Source organism: Nostocoides vanveenii, from assembly GCF_039531165.1.
GTDB classification, from domain to species: Bacteria; Actinomycetota; Actinomycetes; order Actinomycetales; family Dermatophilaceae; genus Nostocoides_A; species Nostocoides_A vanveenii.
In genome coordinates this window covers 41,161-55,045 of record NZ_BAAAPN010000044.1, presented here as the reverse complement: position 1 = coordinate 55,045, position 13,885 = coordinate 41,161, and the positions used below count along the sequence as shown (strand labels likewise).

Sequence of the window (13,885 nt, the reverse complement as noted above, 5' to 3'; positions counted from 1 at the left end):
CGTCAGCGCCCACCCGACCTGCCCGGGCGTCGCGCCGTAGAGCGCCGCCAGAAGCAGGCCGATGGTCGGGTTGAGGAGGGCGAACTGCAGCCCCCACAGCAGGGCCGCGCCGGGGATGACCAGTGATCGAGAACCAGGCGCGGCGTCCGCCTTCGCGGCTACTTCTTGGCCTTGGCGCCGTTGTCGTCGGAGGAGAGAGCGGCGATGAAGGCCTCCTGCGGGACCTCCACACGACCGACCATCTTCATCCGCTTCTTGCCTTCCTTCTGCTTCTCTAGCAGCTTGCGCTTGCGGGTGATGTCACCGCCATAACACTTGGCGAGCACATCCTTGCGGATCGCGCGAATATTTTCGCGGGCGATGATGCGCGCGCCGACGGCGGCTTGGATAGGCACTTCGAACTGCTGCCGCGGGATGAGTTCCTTCAGCTTGCCGGCCATCATCACGCCATAGCCGTAGGCCTTGTCCTTGTGCACGATGGCGGAGAAGGCGTCGACCTGCTCGCCCTGGAGCAGGATGTCGACCTTGACCAGATCGGCGACCTGCTCACCGTCGGGCTCGTAGTCGAGGGAGGCGTAGCCGCGGGTGCGCGACTTCAACTGGTCGAAAAAGTCGAAGACGATCTCGGCGAGTGGCAGGGTGTAGCGCATCTCGACCCGGTCTTCGGAGAGGTAGTCCATGCCGCGCAGGCTGCCGCGCTTGCCCTGGCACAACTCCATGATCGCGCCGATGAACTCACTCGGCGCGAGGATCGTCGCTCGCACGATGGGCTCGCGGACCTCCGCGATCTTGCCGTGCGGGAACTCGCTCGGGTTGGTCACCGTGACGACGGTGTCGTCCTCCATGGTCACCTGGTAGACGACATTGGGTTGGGTGGAGATCAGGTCGAGGCCGAACTCACGCTCCAGTCGTTCCCGGACGATCTCTAGGTGCAACAGGCCGAGGAAGCCGCAGCGGAAACCGAAGCCGAGGGCGGCGGAGGTCTCCGGTTCATAGACGAGCGCGGCATCGTTGAGCTTGAGCTTGTCCAGAGCCTCGCGCAGGTCGGGATAGTCCGAGCCGTCGATCGGATAGAGGCCGGAGAAGACCATCGGCTTCGGGTCGCGGTAGCCGCCGAGCGCCTTGGTGGCGGGCTTGCCGGCGTTGGTGACCGTGTCGCCGACGCGGGACTGGCGCACGTCTTTGACGCCGGTGATCAAATAGCCGACCTCGCCGACGCCTAGGCCCTTGCTCGGCACCGGCTCGGGTGAGATGACGCCGATCTCGAGCAGCTCGTGCTGCGCCTTGGTCGACATCATCACGATCCGCTCGCGCGGGTTGAGATTGCCATCGATGACGCGGACATAGGTCACGACCCCGCGGTAGGTGTCATAGACGGAGTCGAAGATCATCGCGCGGGCCGGGGCGTCGGGGTCGCCGACCGGTGGCGGGAGTTGCCGGACGATCTGCTCCAGCAGCGCCTCGACGCCCTCCCCGGTCTTGCCACTGACTTTGAGGCAGTCCTGCGGGTCGACGCCGATCAGGCCGGCGAGCTCCGCGGCATACTTCTCCGGCTGCGCCGCGGGCAGGTCGATCTTGTTGAGGACCGGGATGATCGTCAGGTCGTTCTCCATCGCAAGATAGAGGTTGGCCAAAGTCTGCGCCTCGATACCTTGCGCGGCATCGACGAGAAGCACGGCGCCCTCGCAGGCGGCGAGGCTGCGCGAGACCTCGTAGGTGAAGTCGACGTGACCGGGCGTGTCGATCATGTTGAGCGCATAGGTCGTGCCGTCGAGTTCCCACGGCATGCGCACGGCCTGGCTTTTGATGGTGATGCCGCGCTCGCGTTCGATGTCCATCCGGTCGAGATACTGCGCGCGCATCGAGCGGTCGTCGACGACGCCGGTCAGCTGCAGCATCCGGTCGGCCAGGGTCGACTTGCCATGGTCGATGTGGGCGATGATGCAGAAGTTGCGGATCAGCTCCGGCGGCGTGGCGTGCGGATGCAACGCTGTGCGGGCACGGGGTGACACTGGCGCTCGTGATCCTTCGGTGGTCGGGCGGGGACTGACTGCCTAGTCTCCCACGCGCGACCAGCAGCGGTTGTCGGCGCTGGATGATCCAATGAGACCGGGATGGCGTCCGTGCCGTCCGCCTCGCCACCGCAGGAGTCAAGGATCGCGTATGTCGCTCCACCCGCCCCCGCCGCCCGGCTACGCGCCCGTGGACCCGGTCGCCGACGATCCCGGGCGTGCGGGTCGGCGCCGCACCATCCGAGCGGCCTTGCGCCACCCGTTGGAGAATTTCGCGCTCGTCGTGGCGGTGCTCGTCTCCGTGGTGATCCTGATCTCGTGCCTGGTCGCGGTCATCCGCGCCTTCCGCAGGGGCGAGACGCCCGACCCGTATGTGTTGCTGTTCGCGTTGGCGCCGCTCGTGCTGTGGTTCATGCGTGGGCAGCTGATGGCCAAACTTCGGCTGAACGGCGTCAAGGTCACGCCGACCCAGTACCCCGAGGCGTATGCCATGGTGCAGGACGCCGCCAGCGCCTTCGGCCTGAAGCGGGTGCCTGATGCCTATGTCGTGCTCGGCAATGGCATGATCAATGCGGCGGCCTCGGGCCACGGCTTCCGCCGCTTCATCTTCATCTACAGCGACCTGTTCGAGGTCGGTGGCCGGCTGAAGAATCCCGATGCCCTGCGCTTCATCATCGGCCACGAAGTCGGCCACATTGCCGCCGGGCATACCAGTTATTGGCGGTGGCTGGGGATCTTCGGCGCCAATATCGTGCCGATCATCGGCCCGGCGCTCTCGCGCAGCCAGGAGTTCACCGCGGACAACTTCGGGTATGCCTATTGCGCGCACGGCAGCGCGCCCGCGATGTCGGTCCTGGCGGCCGGGAAGTACCTCAACGAAACGGTGGACATCAACGCGATCGCCGACCGGGCGGAGAGCGAGAAGGGCTTCTTCGTCTGGACCGTCAACGCGATGTCCTCGCACCCGGTGCTGGCGTGGCGGGCGCACGCGCTGCGGGATCGGTCGGCCCCGGGCCGGCTGCTGTGGCGACCGCGAGCGCCCAAAGGCATGATCTCGGCCCCGCCTGGGCCGGAGCGTGCATCCATCCTGCCTCCGGGAAACGGCGGCTGAAATGGCCGATCGCGGGTCACTGGCATCCCTCGTCGACCGATTGTTAGCGCGGCTGACGCATCGGGCGGGCGAGTCAGCCGCCGCGCGACCGGGTCGACGGGCGGGTGGACCGGCACGCGTTGGGGCGAGGGGCGCGGAGGCGGCGTCGGGGGGCGCCGGCCCCGCAGGGTCGCCTCCCTCCGGCGGGAATGCCCCGCTGGCCGACTTCACCGGTCCCCTGCCGCGCATCACCTACTCCCCCAAGCCCGATGGCCGTCCCGACCCCGGTGAGGTGGTGTGGGCGTGGGTGCCTTTCCAGGAGGACCCGGCGCGCGGCAAGGATCGGCCCGTGCTGCTGATCGCGTGGGATGGCCCGTGGCTGTTGGCGTTGCCGATGACCAGCAAGGACCACGATCGCGACGCCGCTCATGAGCGCGCGCAGGGGCGGATCTGGGTGGATATCGGGTCCGGCGCGTGGGACGCACGCGGGCGCGCCTCCGAGGTCGGCGTGCACCGGATCCTGCGTGTGGACCCCTCCGCGATCCGGCGCGAGGGTTCCGTTCTGGGGCAGCAGCCGTTCGAGGCGGTGGTCGCCGCGCTCGCGGGTGTTCACGGGTCCAGCCGCTGACGGCGACACAGCCCGGTCAGGGGCGCCAGCGGGCCACGAGTGCGTCGAAGTAGGCATCCAGGTCGGGCTCCCCACTGCATACGTCGTGCTCGCGATGCCAGCGGATGATCTCTCGCGCTCCTTGAGCAAAGGTGGTCTCCGCGCGCCAGCCCGCCGCGAAGGTCCGGATCTTGGAGTTGTCGAAGACCATCGACTGCGCCTTGTCGCCCAGCAGGCTGCCGGTCAGTTCCGGGCGGCCCTCGCAGATCGCCTCCGAGGCGACGGGGACCAGATGCGCCTCCACACCGGCGGCCGCAGCGAGTGTCGTGAAGAGCGCGTTCCAGGTCAGCGCGGTGTCGGCGGTAATGTGCACCGCCTCCCCGTATGCCGTTGGCTCCCCCAGCAGGGTCGTGAAGGCGCGCGCGACATCACGCGCGTGGGTCACGGTCCACAAGGAGGTGCCGTCGCCGGGAACGACGACTGGTGCCCCGCGCAGCAGCCGTTCCACCGCGGTCCAGCCGCCGAAGAGCGGCGGGCTGGTCGCGTCATACGTGTGGGACGGGCGCACGATCGTCATCGGGAGTCCGTCGTCGCGATAGCGCTGAACGAGCAGGTCCTCGCAGGCAATCTTGTTGCGGGAGTAGTCCCACAACGGATTGCGTAGGGGTGTGGACTCGGTGACCGGCAGCCGCGAGGGCGGCGTCTGATAGGCCGACGCCGACGAGATGAAGACATAGTGCCCGCAGCGACCGGCGAGTTGATCGAGGCTCTGACGCACATTGTCGGGATGGAAGGCGAGGAAGTCGGCGACGACGTCGAAGCGGCGACCCCCCAAGGCGTGGGCCACCCAGTTGCTGTCGCGGACGTCGGCGTGCATGACCTCGACCCCATCGGGCAAGGCACGGCTTGTCGTCTGTCCGCGGTGGAGGACGCTGACCGTATACCCGGCCCGCGCCGCCTCGCGGGCGCACGCGGAACTGATCACTCCCGTCCCGCCGTAGAAGAGGACGCTCAGGCCGGTGGCAGCATTCATACGTCGGGACGGTACCGGGCGTCCGCGACAGAGGGCCGGCGCCCGGATCGATCGAGGCCAACACGCCAAGAAGTCGAGCGACTCCTCGACGTGTTGGCCATCTCGATCGGTGTCGGCGTGCCGTAGCACGCGCGGGGACAGTCAGCGGCCGAAGCCCCGGCTGTTGAGGTCCTGGAGGAGGCCCTCGTTGATCACCGCGTAGATCCCGCGGATCTCGCCGTCCAGCTCCTTGAAGTCGATGGCGCCGTGCAGGTCCGGGACTTCCATCTGGGCGAGCGCCGAGAGCACGCTGCTGCGGATCTGCGCGTCGAGGCGTTCTTCGAGGATCGGCGTCAACTGCAGACCGCCGAGGTCGACCGTGAATTTGCTGCCACTCATCGTGGTGTTCCTTCCTGTGATGGGTCGGCCGAGGCCGGTGCCCCGGACGCTCTGGTGACCACCGGGCAGATCCGGCAGGCGTCGCGCCCGTCCTGGGCGAACCAGCGGCAGCTCGCGCGGATGGCACATCGGGGCAGTTCATCGGCTTGGTACTGATCAGCGACCACGTCCCGCAGCCGGCCGATGAGTGAACACTGCCCCGATGGCGGGCCGGCGGATGACCGGTCGGAAGACGGACTGCTGCTGTCGGGTGGCGGGTCAGCGCGCCAGTGCCCACAGCCGCCGCGCGCGCACGGGGCCGCGAAGCGGAAGTCGGTTGACGCGCGGTCCCGGACCGCGGCGACGAAGTCCGCGTCCGCGGTGAGTTGTCCGGGCAAATAGCCGATCGTCCCATCCGCGCGTCGGATGCCCAGGACGATCACGCCCGGCTCGGCCGCGGCGCTCGGGCAGAGCAGGTCGCGTTGTGCCATGTCGCACCTCCCGTTGGTCTCTCTCTAGTCAGAGAGCAGGACGGCGTCAGCGGTGATACATGCGCGTTGTCGGCCGACGGGGGCAAAGCACAAGGCCACCCAACCCCGTGGGGTGGGTGGCCTTCGCCGAACGACGGGCAAGCCTCAGAGGGAAGCGGCCTTCTTGGCCATCGCCGACTTCTTGTTGGCGGCCTGGTTCTTGTGGATGACGCCCTTGGCGACAGCCTTGTCGAGCTTCCTCGACGCGGCCTGGAGAGCGGTCTTGGCCGCCTCCACGTCGCCCGAGGCCGCAGCCTCGCGGAACTTGCGGACGAAGGTGCGCACCTCGGACTTGACCGCCTTGTTGCGCTCGGTCCGGGTGCGGTTGGTCTTGATCCGCTTGATCTGGGACTTGATATTTGCCACGAACTATCTTTCTGTTGGTCGGTATGCCGTTGAGGGCGGCAGGCCTCCTCGGGACCGGCGTGGGGATACCTTGCGTGAGGATGCCTGGGTGGTGCTTCGTGCGCGCACGACCTTGCGCGCACGCAAGGAGCAAATTTACCAGTGCGGGCGGGCGGCCCCAAACCGCCGGGGTCAGCGCCGGCCGGCTCGCTCGCCGGCGATCGTCAGGATGGCGCGTTCGACGGCGTACACCGGGTCGCGCCCACCGCCTTTGACCTCGAAATCGGCCGCCGCGACGGCCTGAATGCAGCGTCCCAGGGCCGGGCCGTCCCAGCCGTTGAGGGCACGGCGCGCGCGATCGACCTGCCAAGGCGCCATCCCGAGATCCCGCGCCAGGTCGCCCGAGCGTCCGGAGCCGGCGGAACCCACACGGACCAGTTGGCGCAGCTGGCCGGCGAGGACGGCGACGATAGGAACGGGATCGAGGCCGGTGCCGAGAGCGTGACGCAACAGGCGGAGGGCCTCACCCGCATCGCCGGCGATGGCCGCGTCGGCGACACGGAACCCCGTGGCCTCGACCTTGCCACCGTGATAGGTGAGGACGACCTGCTCATCGATCGTGCCGGTCGTGTCGTCGACCAGCTGCCGGCATGCGGCGGCCAACTCGGCGATGTCGTTGCCGACGGCCTCGATGAGCGCCCGGACGGCCCCCGGGGTCGCCTTCCGCCCGGCGCGCCGGAACTCGTTGACGGTGAAGTCCTGTTTGTCGCGGTCGGTCTTGATGGCCGGAGCGTCGATCACGCGGGCCTTGTGATGCTTGAGCGTGTCGACGATCTTCTTGCCGCGGTTGCCGCCTTTGTGGATGACGATGATCCGCAACTCGTCCTCGGTATCGGGGATGACAGCGAGCAGGTCGTTCTGGAATGCCTCGCCGCCCTCGTCCGCATCGGCGACCACGACGGTCTTGGCCTCGCCGAACAGGCTGGGGCTGGCCGCCATCGTCAGTTGGCCCGCCTCATACCCCTGGGCCGAGAGCCGGATGACTTCGGCCTCCGGCTGGGCGATGCGGACCTCGGCAAGGGTCTCGGCGAGGGCGCGGTCGATGAGCACCGCCTCGGGCCCGTGAATGAGCACGAGCGGAGGCACGCGGCTCGGGACGGTGACGGGCGCGGTCATACGTCCGAGCTTGCCATGTGGCACCGACAACGGGGCCGGGCACGCTGGCCTCACGAGCTACCGGCGCGGCCAACGGGGTGATCGCGCCACGTACCGCCGGCGATCGGTGCGTCGACGAGCGGCGGGCGTGGCCGCGCCCTAATCGAAACTGAGTTGCGGCTCGGTGGTGGCCTGCAGGCCCAGACCGTCGAGGCGGGCGGCGATGATCTCCTCCGGCAGTTCGAGAGACTCGGCGAGTTCCCCCAGCGTCAGGCCCATCTCCACGCCGTCGCGCAACTCCTCGTCGTCCTGCTCAGTCCACGGGTGTCCCTGGGTGACCGCCGTGCGCGCGTTCTCCGGCGGGGGCGGAGCGGGAGCCTGCGGGCCGGCGGGAGCGTTCGGCCGGGCGTGCGCAGCCCCGTGGGCATCGACCTGCTCAGCGCCCCCGGGGGCGAGGCCGCCGCCGAGTCCGCGTAGGCCCGGCTCGGCGACAGGGCGTGGCGGGGGCGCCGTCTCGTCGAGTCGCGCGAGGGCTTGAAGCACGAGCGCCCGGTCGGTGGTCGGCCAGAAGGGCGGGATGGAGCGCTGGAGGAAGCCGGCATACCGGGCACTGATCATCCGCGAGTCGAGGAACGCGACGACGCCGCGATCGGTAGAAGCGCGGATCAGCCGACCGGCGCCCTGAGCGAGCCGGAGGGCGGCGTGGGTCGCGGAGACCGCCATGAATCCGTTACCGCCCATCTTGCTGATGGCTTCGGTGCGCGCGGACGCGAGCGGGTCGTCGGGGCGTGGGAAGGGGATGCGGTCGATGATGACCAGCTGGCAACTGGAGCCGGGGACGTCGACGCCTTGCCAGAGCGTCATGGTGCCGAAGAGGCAAGCCCTCGGGTCCTTCGCGAACTCGCGCACCAACGTGGGCACTTGGTCCTCACCCTGCGCCAGAACACGTATGTCGCTCTCCCCCAACCGATCTCGCATCGCCTCTGCGGCCTCCCGGGCCGCGCGCGTAGAGGAGAAGAGCCCAAGGGTCCGGCCGCCGGCGGCCCGGACGAGGGCCTCGATCTCGTCCAGGGCGGGGTCGCCCAGGCCGCCGCGACCCGGCGGCGGGAGGTGGGCGGCGACATACGCGATCGCCTGACTGCGGTAGTCGAAGGGCGAGCCGACATCGAGCCCGACGTACGCGGGAGCCTCCGCACCGCGCAGGCCGATGGTGCCGGCGACGGCGTCGAAGGTGCCACCGAGTTCGAGGGTGGCCGAGGTCAGGACGACGGTGCGGTCGGTGAAGATCTTCTCGCGCACGAGCATCGCCACGCTCATCGGGGCGACCGAGAGGACCGGGCCACGGCGCGGGTCGATGCGGTTCCAGAGGACGTCGAGGTCGCGTTCTTCGACCATGCGCGCGCTGTTGTCGAAGATCTCCTCGACGGCTGCGAGGGCGACCTGCCGGGCGCCGTCGGGGGTTTCTCCAGGAGCGGGCTTGAGTTCGGAGTGGACGGCGCGGGCAGCGTCGCGGACCGTTGCGAGGGCCATCGCGAGCGCATCGGGGATGGCGTCGATCCGGGCGTCGGGCTGAGTCTCGAGCGCGCGTTCGAGCACGATGGCGGCGTCCTCGAGTTGGTCCGAGCTATCGGCGGAGCGGGCCCGGCGGGCGGCGGAGCGCACGCTGCCGGGGGTCAGCTCGTCGGTGATGGTCGAGGTGACACGGTCGACGAGCTCGTGACCCTCGTCGATGATCAGGACATCGTGCGCCGGGAGCATGAAGCGGCCCTCGAAGGCATCGATCGCCATGAACGAGTGATTGGTGACAATGACGTCGACGTCCTTGGCCGCCTCGCGGGAACGCTCGACGAAGCACTCGGCGACCATCGGGCAGCGCGAGCCCAGGCATTCCTCCGCACTGACGCTGACCTGACGCCAGGCGCGCTCGGAGACTCCCGGGACGAGTTCGTCGCGATCGCCGGACTGGGTCTGGTCGACCCATTCGCGCAGGCGGACGATCTCCTTGCCAAGGCGGGAGGCGTTGGCGTCGGCTTCGGCGACATCGAAGAGGCCCTCGTCGTCGGCGGGGAAGCCGCCGGCAAGTTTGTGCTGGCACACGTAGTTCCGGCGGCCCTTGACCAGCCCGTAGGTCGGCGTCCGGCCCAGGATGGGGGCGAGCGCCCTCGCCAGGCGCGGCAGATCGCGGTCGACGATCTGACCCTGCAGGGCAAGCGTCGCGGTGGCCACCACGGCCGGCCGGCCGGTGGCGTGGGCGTGCAGGATCGCGGGGACGAGGTAGCCGAGGGACTTGCCGGTGCCCGTGCCGGCCTGGACCAGCAGGTGCTGCTCCTGCTCGATGGCGTCGAGAACGGCCTGGGCCATCTGGGTCTGGCCGGGACGCTCGACACCACCCAGTTCCGCGACTGCGGCCTGGAGGAGTTCGGGGAGCGTGGGCATGTGTCGAGGATAGGCGGCTGGGTGCCGGGCAGCCGCGCGGTTGGGTGAGTTGTCCACAGCCTGCGCCGGCCTGGGCCACCGCGCCCTCGAAACACCCCCTCAAAGACGTAACCCGATGGCACGAGTCAGGTGGGGCTACGAAGGATCTGGATGCCTTGAGCGCATGACCCGCGGCGAGCCGGCACGCCTCAAGACGCTGACGTGACCGGGAAACATAGGAGGCGGACGCCGCACAGCAGCTATCTCAGCCGCCATAACTCAGATACAGGCGGTTGGTCGCCGTTTTGATCGTCAGATTGGTCGGCGTGCCGGACAGGGCAACCTCGCCAGGGATCTCGATCCACTCCGAGTCGTCAATGGCGACATAGCCCTTGTAGATGACGTCCGCCCGCGTCTCGACGACTCCGGCACCCTCGTATGCCGCGACGATGTCGCCGCTCGGGTAGGGGCCGCCCAGGCTGGCCGTCGGCCCGAGGACGCGGCCGTCACCGAGGGAATAGGTGACGCTCTTCAGAACTGGCTGGACCTGAATGTGCATTCCGAACCACTTGGCGGGATCCAGGGTGTCGATTTCGTTGGGCTCGAACCCCTTGGTGGGCCACTTGACCTCGAAATAGGTCGGGAGCCGCACGAGGGTGAGGTCGCCCTCCGGCTGGATGTTGAGCGCTGGTAGTGCGAACGGCGTCTCGCGAAAAGCTTCCGCCAATTTCGCGTAGTCGACAAGCCCAGGAAGGAGCTTTGGATAGCACGTCCAACCCATCCGAGTCCACGCCAAATCACTTCCTCGTATCCGACGATAAATGTGCGTAGCCGGACCATCCCCGGGCCGCTCTTCGCACACTTCGGTCATGGCGTGGCACTCGAAACCGCCGGGGCCTTCGGGAATGTCACCCACGCAATATGGGGCTATTCCGTATTCGTAAGCTGCACCCCAGGTGCCGCCCACGTGGGCAGGAAGATCCAACATGTTCTTGGCAAATAGGAACGTTCCATCCTCGTCCGTGCCACCATCGACGTCTGCAAAGGCAGAGCCGGACAAAGCCAGCAAGGAAGCCAACAGTACCGAAGGTACTAGCCTGCGCCGATGAGATTTATGCGCCACCGATCCACCCCCCACTTAACACCGACTATTCGCTTCAACGTCTTTTCGCGGTCTACCCCAACGACGTCGCCGGCGGACGAGACTCGCTCCGATTTGAACTGGTGAATGTCAACCACGAAGCGCATGTTCACATCATCCCCAAGGGCGTACTCGATGCCCGTCACGCGGGCCGGCAGGGAAGTGTATTTTTCATTTTTGGCAACAAGTTCTTGGGCTGTTGCAGATAAGCTCTTGCAGCTGTTGCAGGTTTCGTCGCCGAGGTCGATCAGGATGAGTGCGTCTGGTTTCATCCAGGAGTAATTCAGGGCGGCGAAGTAGTACCGGATGAAGGCCTCGGCTCCCGCGCGCGTCTGCTCCTTCGCATCAGACGGATACGCCGGCTTCACCGGAACGTACCCCGGCGAGGAAGATGTCACGGTCGTCAGGGGGGCCGAGCTTGTGGTCGGACTCGGGGGCGCGGTGGTTGTGGGCGACGTCGGGGGCGCCGAGAGCGTCATGTCGCCGCCGCCCTCACAGGCGGAGAAGGCCAAGGCCCCGGCGAGGGCCGTGGCAGCCACGGCGAGCCGGCGCGGGCGGTGAGCACGCGGCATACGGAAATCTCCTCCCCTTCTGGCCGGATCCCGGCCCGTTCTTCCCAACCCTGAGCCATGTCGTTCGATCTCGCCACCGGAGAGCGCCCCCCTGTGGATAAGTCACGGCGGACGGGGCCTTGTGACCGGCATCACCACCTCGACCCTGCATCGCCCCTGAAGGTGCAGGTGATTGACTACCCCGCATGCCAGAGGTGCAGGTCAACGGGATCCAGCTTCACTACGACGAGCAGGGGTCGGGTGAGCCGATGCTGCTGATCATGGGGCTCGCCACCCAGATGATCGCGTGGCCGCCGCCCATGCTGGATGCCTTGCAGGCCAAGGGCTTCCGCGTGATCCGCTTCGATAACCGCGACATCGGCCTGTCCACCAAGACCGACGCCCCGCGCCCCCGACGCAAGGACGTGCTCGCGGCGGCCGCGAGCGCCCGCTTCGCCAAGTCTGACTATCTCCTCTCGGATATGGCGGACGACGCGGCCGGCCTGCTGGATGCGCTCGGCATCGACTCGGCACACGTCGTCGGCGTCTCGATGGGCGGGATGATCGCCCAGGAACTGACGATCCGGCATCCCGAGAAAGTGCGCTCGCTCACGTCGATCATGTCCAACACCGGCAACCGGCGCCAGGGACGGCCGGCGACGACCTTCCTGCCTGCGCTGCGGCGTTCGATGATGGCGCCGCCAGCGGAGACCCTCGACCAGGCCGTCGACATGGGGGTGCTGGCCTGGCGGCAGATCTCCGGGCCCCAGTTCGACGAGCAGGAGATCCGCAGCCTCGTGCGCGCCGCCGTCGAGCGCGACCCGGACCCGATCGGCCGGGTGCGCCAGTTGCTGGCGATCAACGCCAGCCCCGACAGAACCCCGGCGCTGCGCAAGGTCACCGCACCCACCCTGGTCATCCACGGCCTCCTCGACCGCCTCGTCACGCCGAGCGGCGGCATGGCCACGGCCAAGGCGGTGCCGGGCTCGCGCCTGCTGATGTTCCCGGACATGGCGCACGACCTGCCGCGCGGCCGGATCCCCGAGATCGTCGATGCCATCACCGCGAATGCCGCCCGGGCGGGCCAGGCCGCTCCGGCCGCAGCGTCCGCCTGACGCGCCCGCTGCGGATCGCCCGGGATGACGCACCCGAGCGCCACGACCCGCGTCCCCGGAACCCAAGATCCCGCGGCACAGTCCGCCCTATGCCTGGGGCGTGCGGTCGAGGATCAGGCGGGCGGAGCCGAGTGGCAGACGGCCTCAATGTTGTTGCCGTCAGGGTCGCGCACAAAAGCGCCGTAGTAGCCCGGGTGGTATTCCGGCCACAGGCGCGGTGCGTGCAGGCTCTCGGCCCCCATCTCGATCGCCTTGTCGTAGAACGCCTTAACCATGCCTTCGTCGGGCGCCGCGAACGCGACGTGCATCTCCCGGTTGGGCTCGGCCCCCGGCCAGCGGCTGATCCAGAACTGCGGGTCACTGTCCGACCCGTAGCCGATGGCCACCCCGAAGTCCATCACCCGCGTATGCCCGAGCACCCCCAGCACCGCGTCATAGAAGGCCGTGCTCGCCTCGAAGTCGGAACAGTTGATGCCGAAGTGATCGATCATGCTCCGATCCTGGCACTTGCCACCGACAACGGCACGCCCGCGGGGCGGCATAGGGTGGGCACGGCACACGGGCAATCCATCACGAGGAGCACCGAACCCATGGCCAAGTGGACCGCCAGTGACATTCCCGACCAGTCCGGGCGTCTCTTCGTCATCACGGGAGCCAACTCCGGCATCGGACTGGAGGCGGCAAAATCCTTGTGCGCCATTGGCGCTCATGTGGTCTTCGCCTGTCGCAATATGGCGAAGGCGGACGCTGCCCGAGCGGACATCGCCGGCAGCCATGAGGCGCGCCAACTCGATCTGTCCGACCTCGACTCGGTCCGGGCTTTCGCCGCCGACTTCGGTGACCGGAAGATCGATGTCCTGATCAACAACGCCGGGATCATGGCAATCCCCAAGTCGCTCTCGCCGCAGGGGCACGAACTCCAGTTCGCCACGAATGTCCTGGGCCACTTCCTCCTCACCGCGCTGTTGCTGCCCCAGGTCACCGACCGGGTCGTCACCTTGTCCTCGCAGGTGCATCGCGCCGGCAAGGTCGACGTGAGCGACCCCGACTTCGCCAACCGCCGCTACAACCCGTGGCTCGCCTACGCCCAGAGCAAGCTTGCCGACCTGATGCTCGCGTATGAGTTGCAGCGTCGTCTCACGGCCGACCGCTCCCCCATCCGGTCGATGGCGGCGCATCCGGGATACTCCGCGACCAATCTGCAGTCGAAGGGCGGTTCGCTCCAGTCCACCCTGATGGGGCTGGCCAACCGGCTGCCTTTCGTCGCCCAGCCCGCAGCGATGGGCGCCCTGCCCACCCTCTATGCAGCGACCGTCCCCGACCTGCCGGGCGGCAGCTATATCGGGCCCGACGGCATCGGGGAGATGGGCGGTCACCCGCGCCCCGTCGGCTCCAGCGGCGCGTCGCACGATCGGGCGGTCGCCCGCCACCTGTGGGAGTTGTGCGAGCGCTTGACCGCGCCCGGCTCCTGACCGCGGGAGGGGGCCACGGCATACGCTGATCTCGCCCCGTCATTCGGCGGCGCATCCCCGCC

At 68.2% G+C, this 13,885-nt stretch carries 14 protein-coding genes; 4 read left to right on the top strand and 10 right to left on the bottom strand.

Annotated features, from left to right (window positions below; all coding sequences use genetic code 11):
* Positions 1-158: 158 nt before the first annotated feature.
* Entirely contained in the window at positions 159-2,012 is a 1,854-nt protein-coding gene (gene lepA / locus ABD209_RS08680) for a translation elongation factor 4 (RefSeq protein WP_344064873.1), read from the bottom strand.
* 151 nt (positions 2,013-2,163) lie between these two features.
* On the opposite strand from lepA, the gene ABD209_RS08675 reads away from it, so the two are divergent.
* Positions 2,164-3,123, top strand: a complete 960-nt coding sequence (locus ABD209_RS08675) for a M48 family metallopeptidase (RefSeq protein ID WP_344064870.1) — start codon at positions 2,164-2,166, stop codon at positions 3,121-3,123.
* 1 nt (position 3,124) lies between these two features.
* Positions 3,125-3,730 carry a type II toxin-antitoxin system PemK/MazF family toxin gene (locus ABD209_RS08670; RefSeq protein WP_344064867.1) on the top strand — a complete coding sequence of 202 codons (606 nt, stop codon included), beginning with the start codon at positions 3,125-3,127 and terminating at the stop codon, positions 3,728-3,730.
* A gap of 16 nt (positions 3,731-3,746) precedes the next feature.
* Here ABD209_RS08670 and ABD209_RS08665 read toward each other — a convergent pair whose 3' ends face one another.
* The 8 genes from ABD209_RS08665 to ABD209_RS08630 all read right to left on the bottom strand — a co-directional run bounded on the left by ABD209_RS08665 (position 3,747) and on the right by ABD209_RS08630 (position 11,257).
* Positions 3,747-4,742, bottom strand: coding sequence for an NAD-dependent epimerase/dehydratase family protein (locus ABD209_RS08665; protein ID WP_344064864.1), 996 nt, complete (start codon positions 4,740-4,742; stop codon positions 3,747-3,749).
* A gap of 141 nt (positions 4,743-4,883) precedes the next feature.
* On the bottom strand, positions 4,884-5,120 hold the full coding sequence (locus ABD209_RS08660) for a hypothetical protein (protein ID WP_324388180.1): 237 nt from the start codon (positions 5,118-5,120) through the stop codon (positions 4,884-4,886).
* Positions 5,117-5,590, bottom strand: coding sequence for a hypothetical protein (locus ABD209_RS08655; protein ID WP_324388181.1), 474 nt, complete (start codon positions 5,588-5,590; stop codon positions 5,117-5,119). The genes ABD209_RS08660 and ABD209_RS08655 overlap by 4 nt, the downstream gene beginning before the upstream one ends.
* A 144-nt stretch (positions 5,591-5,734) precedes the next feature.
* Entirely contained in the window at positions 5,735-5,995 is a 261-nt protein-coding gene (gene rpsT / locus ABD209_RS08650; RefSeq protein WP_324388182.1) for a 30S ribosomal protein S20, read from the bottom strand.
* Positions 5,996-6,166: 171 nt separating this feature from the next.
* Positions 6,167-7,150 (bottom strand): DNA polymerase III subunit delta, encoded by a 984-nt coding sequence (holA, locus tag ABD209_RS08645; RefSeq protein ID WP_344064859.1) that lies wholly within the window; start codon positions 7,148-7,150, stop codon positions 6,167-6,169.
* A gap of 138 nt (positions 7,151-7,288) precedes the next feature.
* A complete protein-coding gene (locus ABD209_RS08640; RefSeq protein ID WP_344064856.1) occupies positions 7,289-9,565 on the bottom strand; it encodes an ATP-dependent DNA helicase in 2,277 nt (758 codons plus the stop codon).
* 244 nt (positions 9,566-9,809) lie between these two features.
* Positions 9,810-10,271: a hypothetical protein gene (locus ABD209_RS08635; protein ID WP_344064854.1), complete on the bottom strand. Its 462-nt coding sequence runs from the start codon at positions 10,269-10,271 to the stop codon at positions 9,810-9,812.
* Positions 10,272-10,636: 365 nt separating this feature from the next.
* Positions 10,637-11,257 carry a DUF6318 family protein gene (locus ABD209_RS08630; RefSeq protein ID WP_344064852.1) on the bottom strand — a complete coding sequence of 207 codons (621 nt, stop codon included), beginning with the start codon at positions 11,255-11,257 and terminating at the stop codon, positions 10,637-10,639.
* Positions 11,258-11,442: 185 nt separating this feature from the next.
* Between ABD209_RS08630 and ABD209_RS08625 the strand changes: the two genes are divergently transcribed.
* Positions 11,443-12,351, top strand: coding sequence for an alpha/beta fold hydrolase (locus tag ABD209_RS08625; RefSeq protein ID WP_344064850.1), 909 nt, complete (start codon positions 11,443-11,445; stop codon positions 12,349-12,351).
* 113 nt (positions 12,352-12,464) lie between these two features.
* On the opposite strand, the gene ABD209_RS08620 is transcribed toward ABD209_RS08625, so the two are convergent.
* Complete coding sequence (locus ABD209_RS08620; protein ID WP_344064846.1) at positions 12,465-12,842, bottom strand: VOC family protein; 378 nt, start codon at positions 12,840-12,842, stop codon at positions 12,465-12,467.
* Between the two features lie 99 nt (positions 12,843-12,941).
* Between ABD209_RS08620 and ABD209_RS08615 the strand changes: the two genes are divergently transcribed.
* The gene (locus ABD209_RS08615) at positions 12,942-13,823 is read left to right on the top strand and encodes an oxidoreductase (protein ID WP_344064843.1); all 882 of its coding nucleotides are present in this window, start codon (positions 12,942-12,944) and stop codon (positions 13,821-13,823) included.
* The last annotated feature ends 62 nt before the right edge of the window (positions 13,824-13,885 follow it).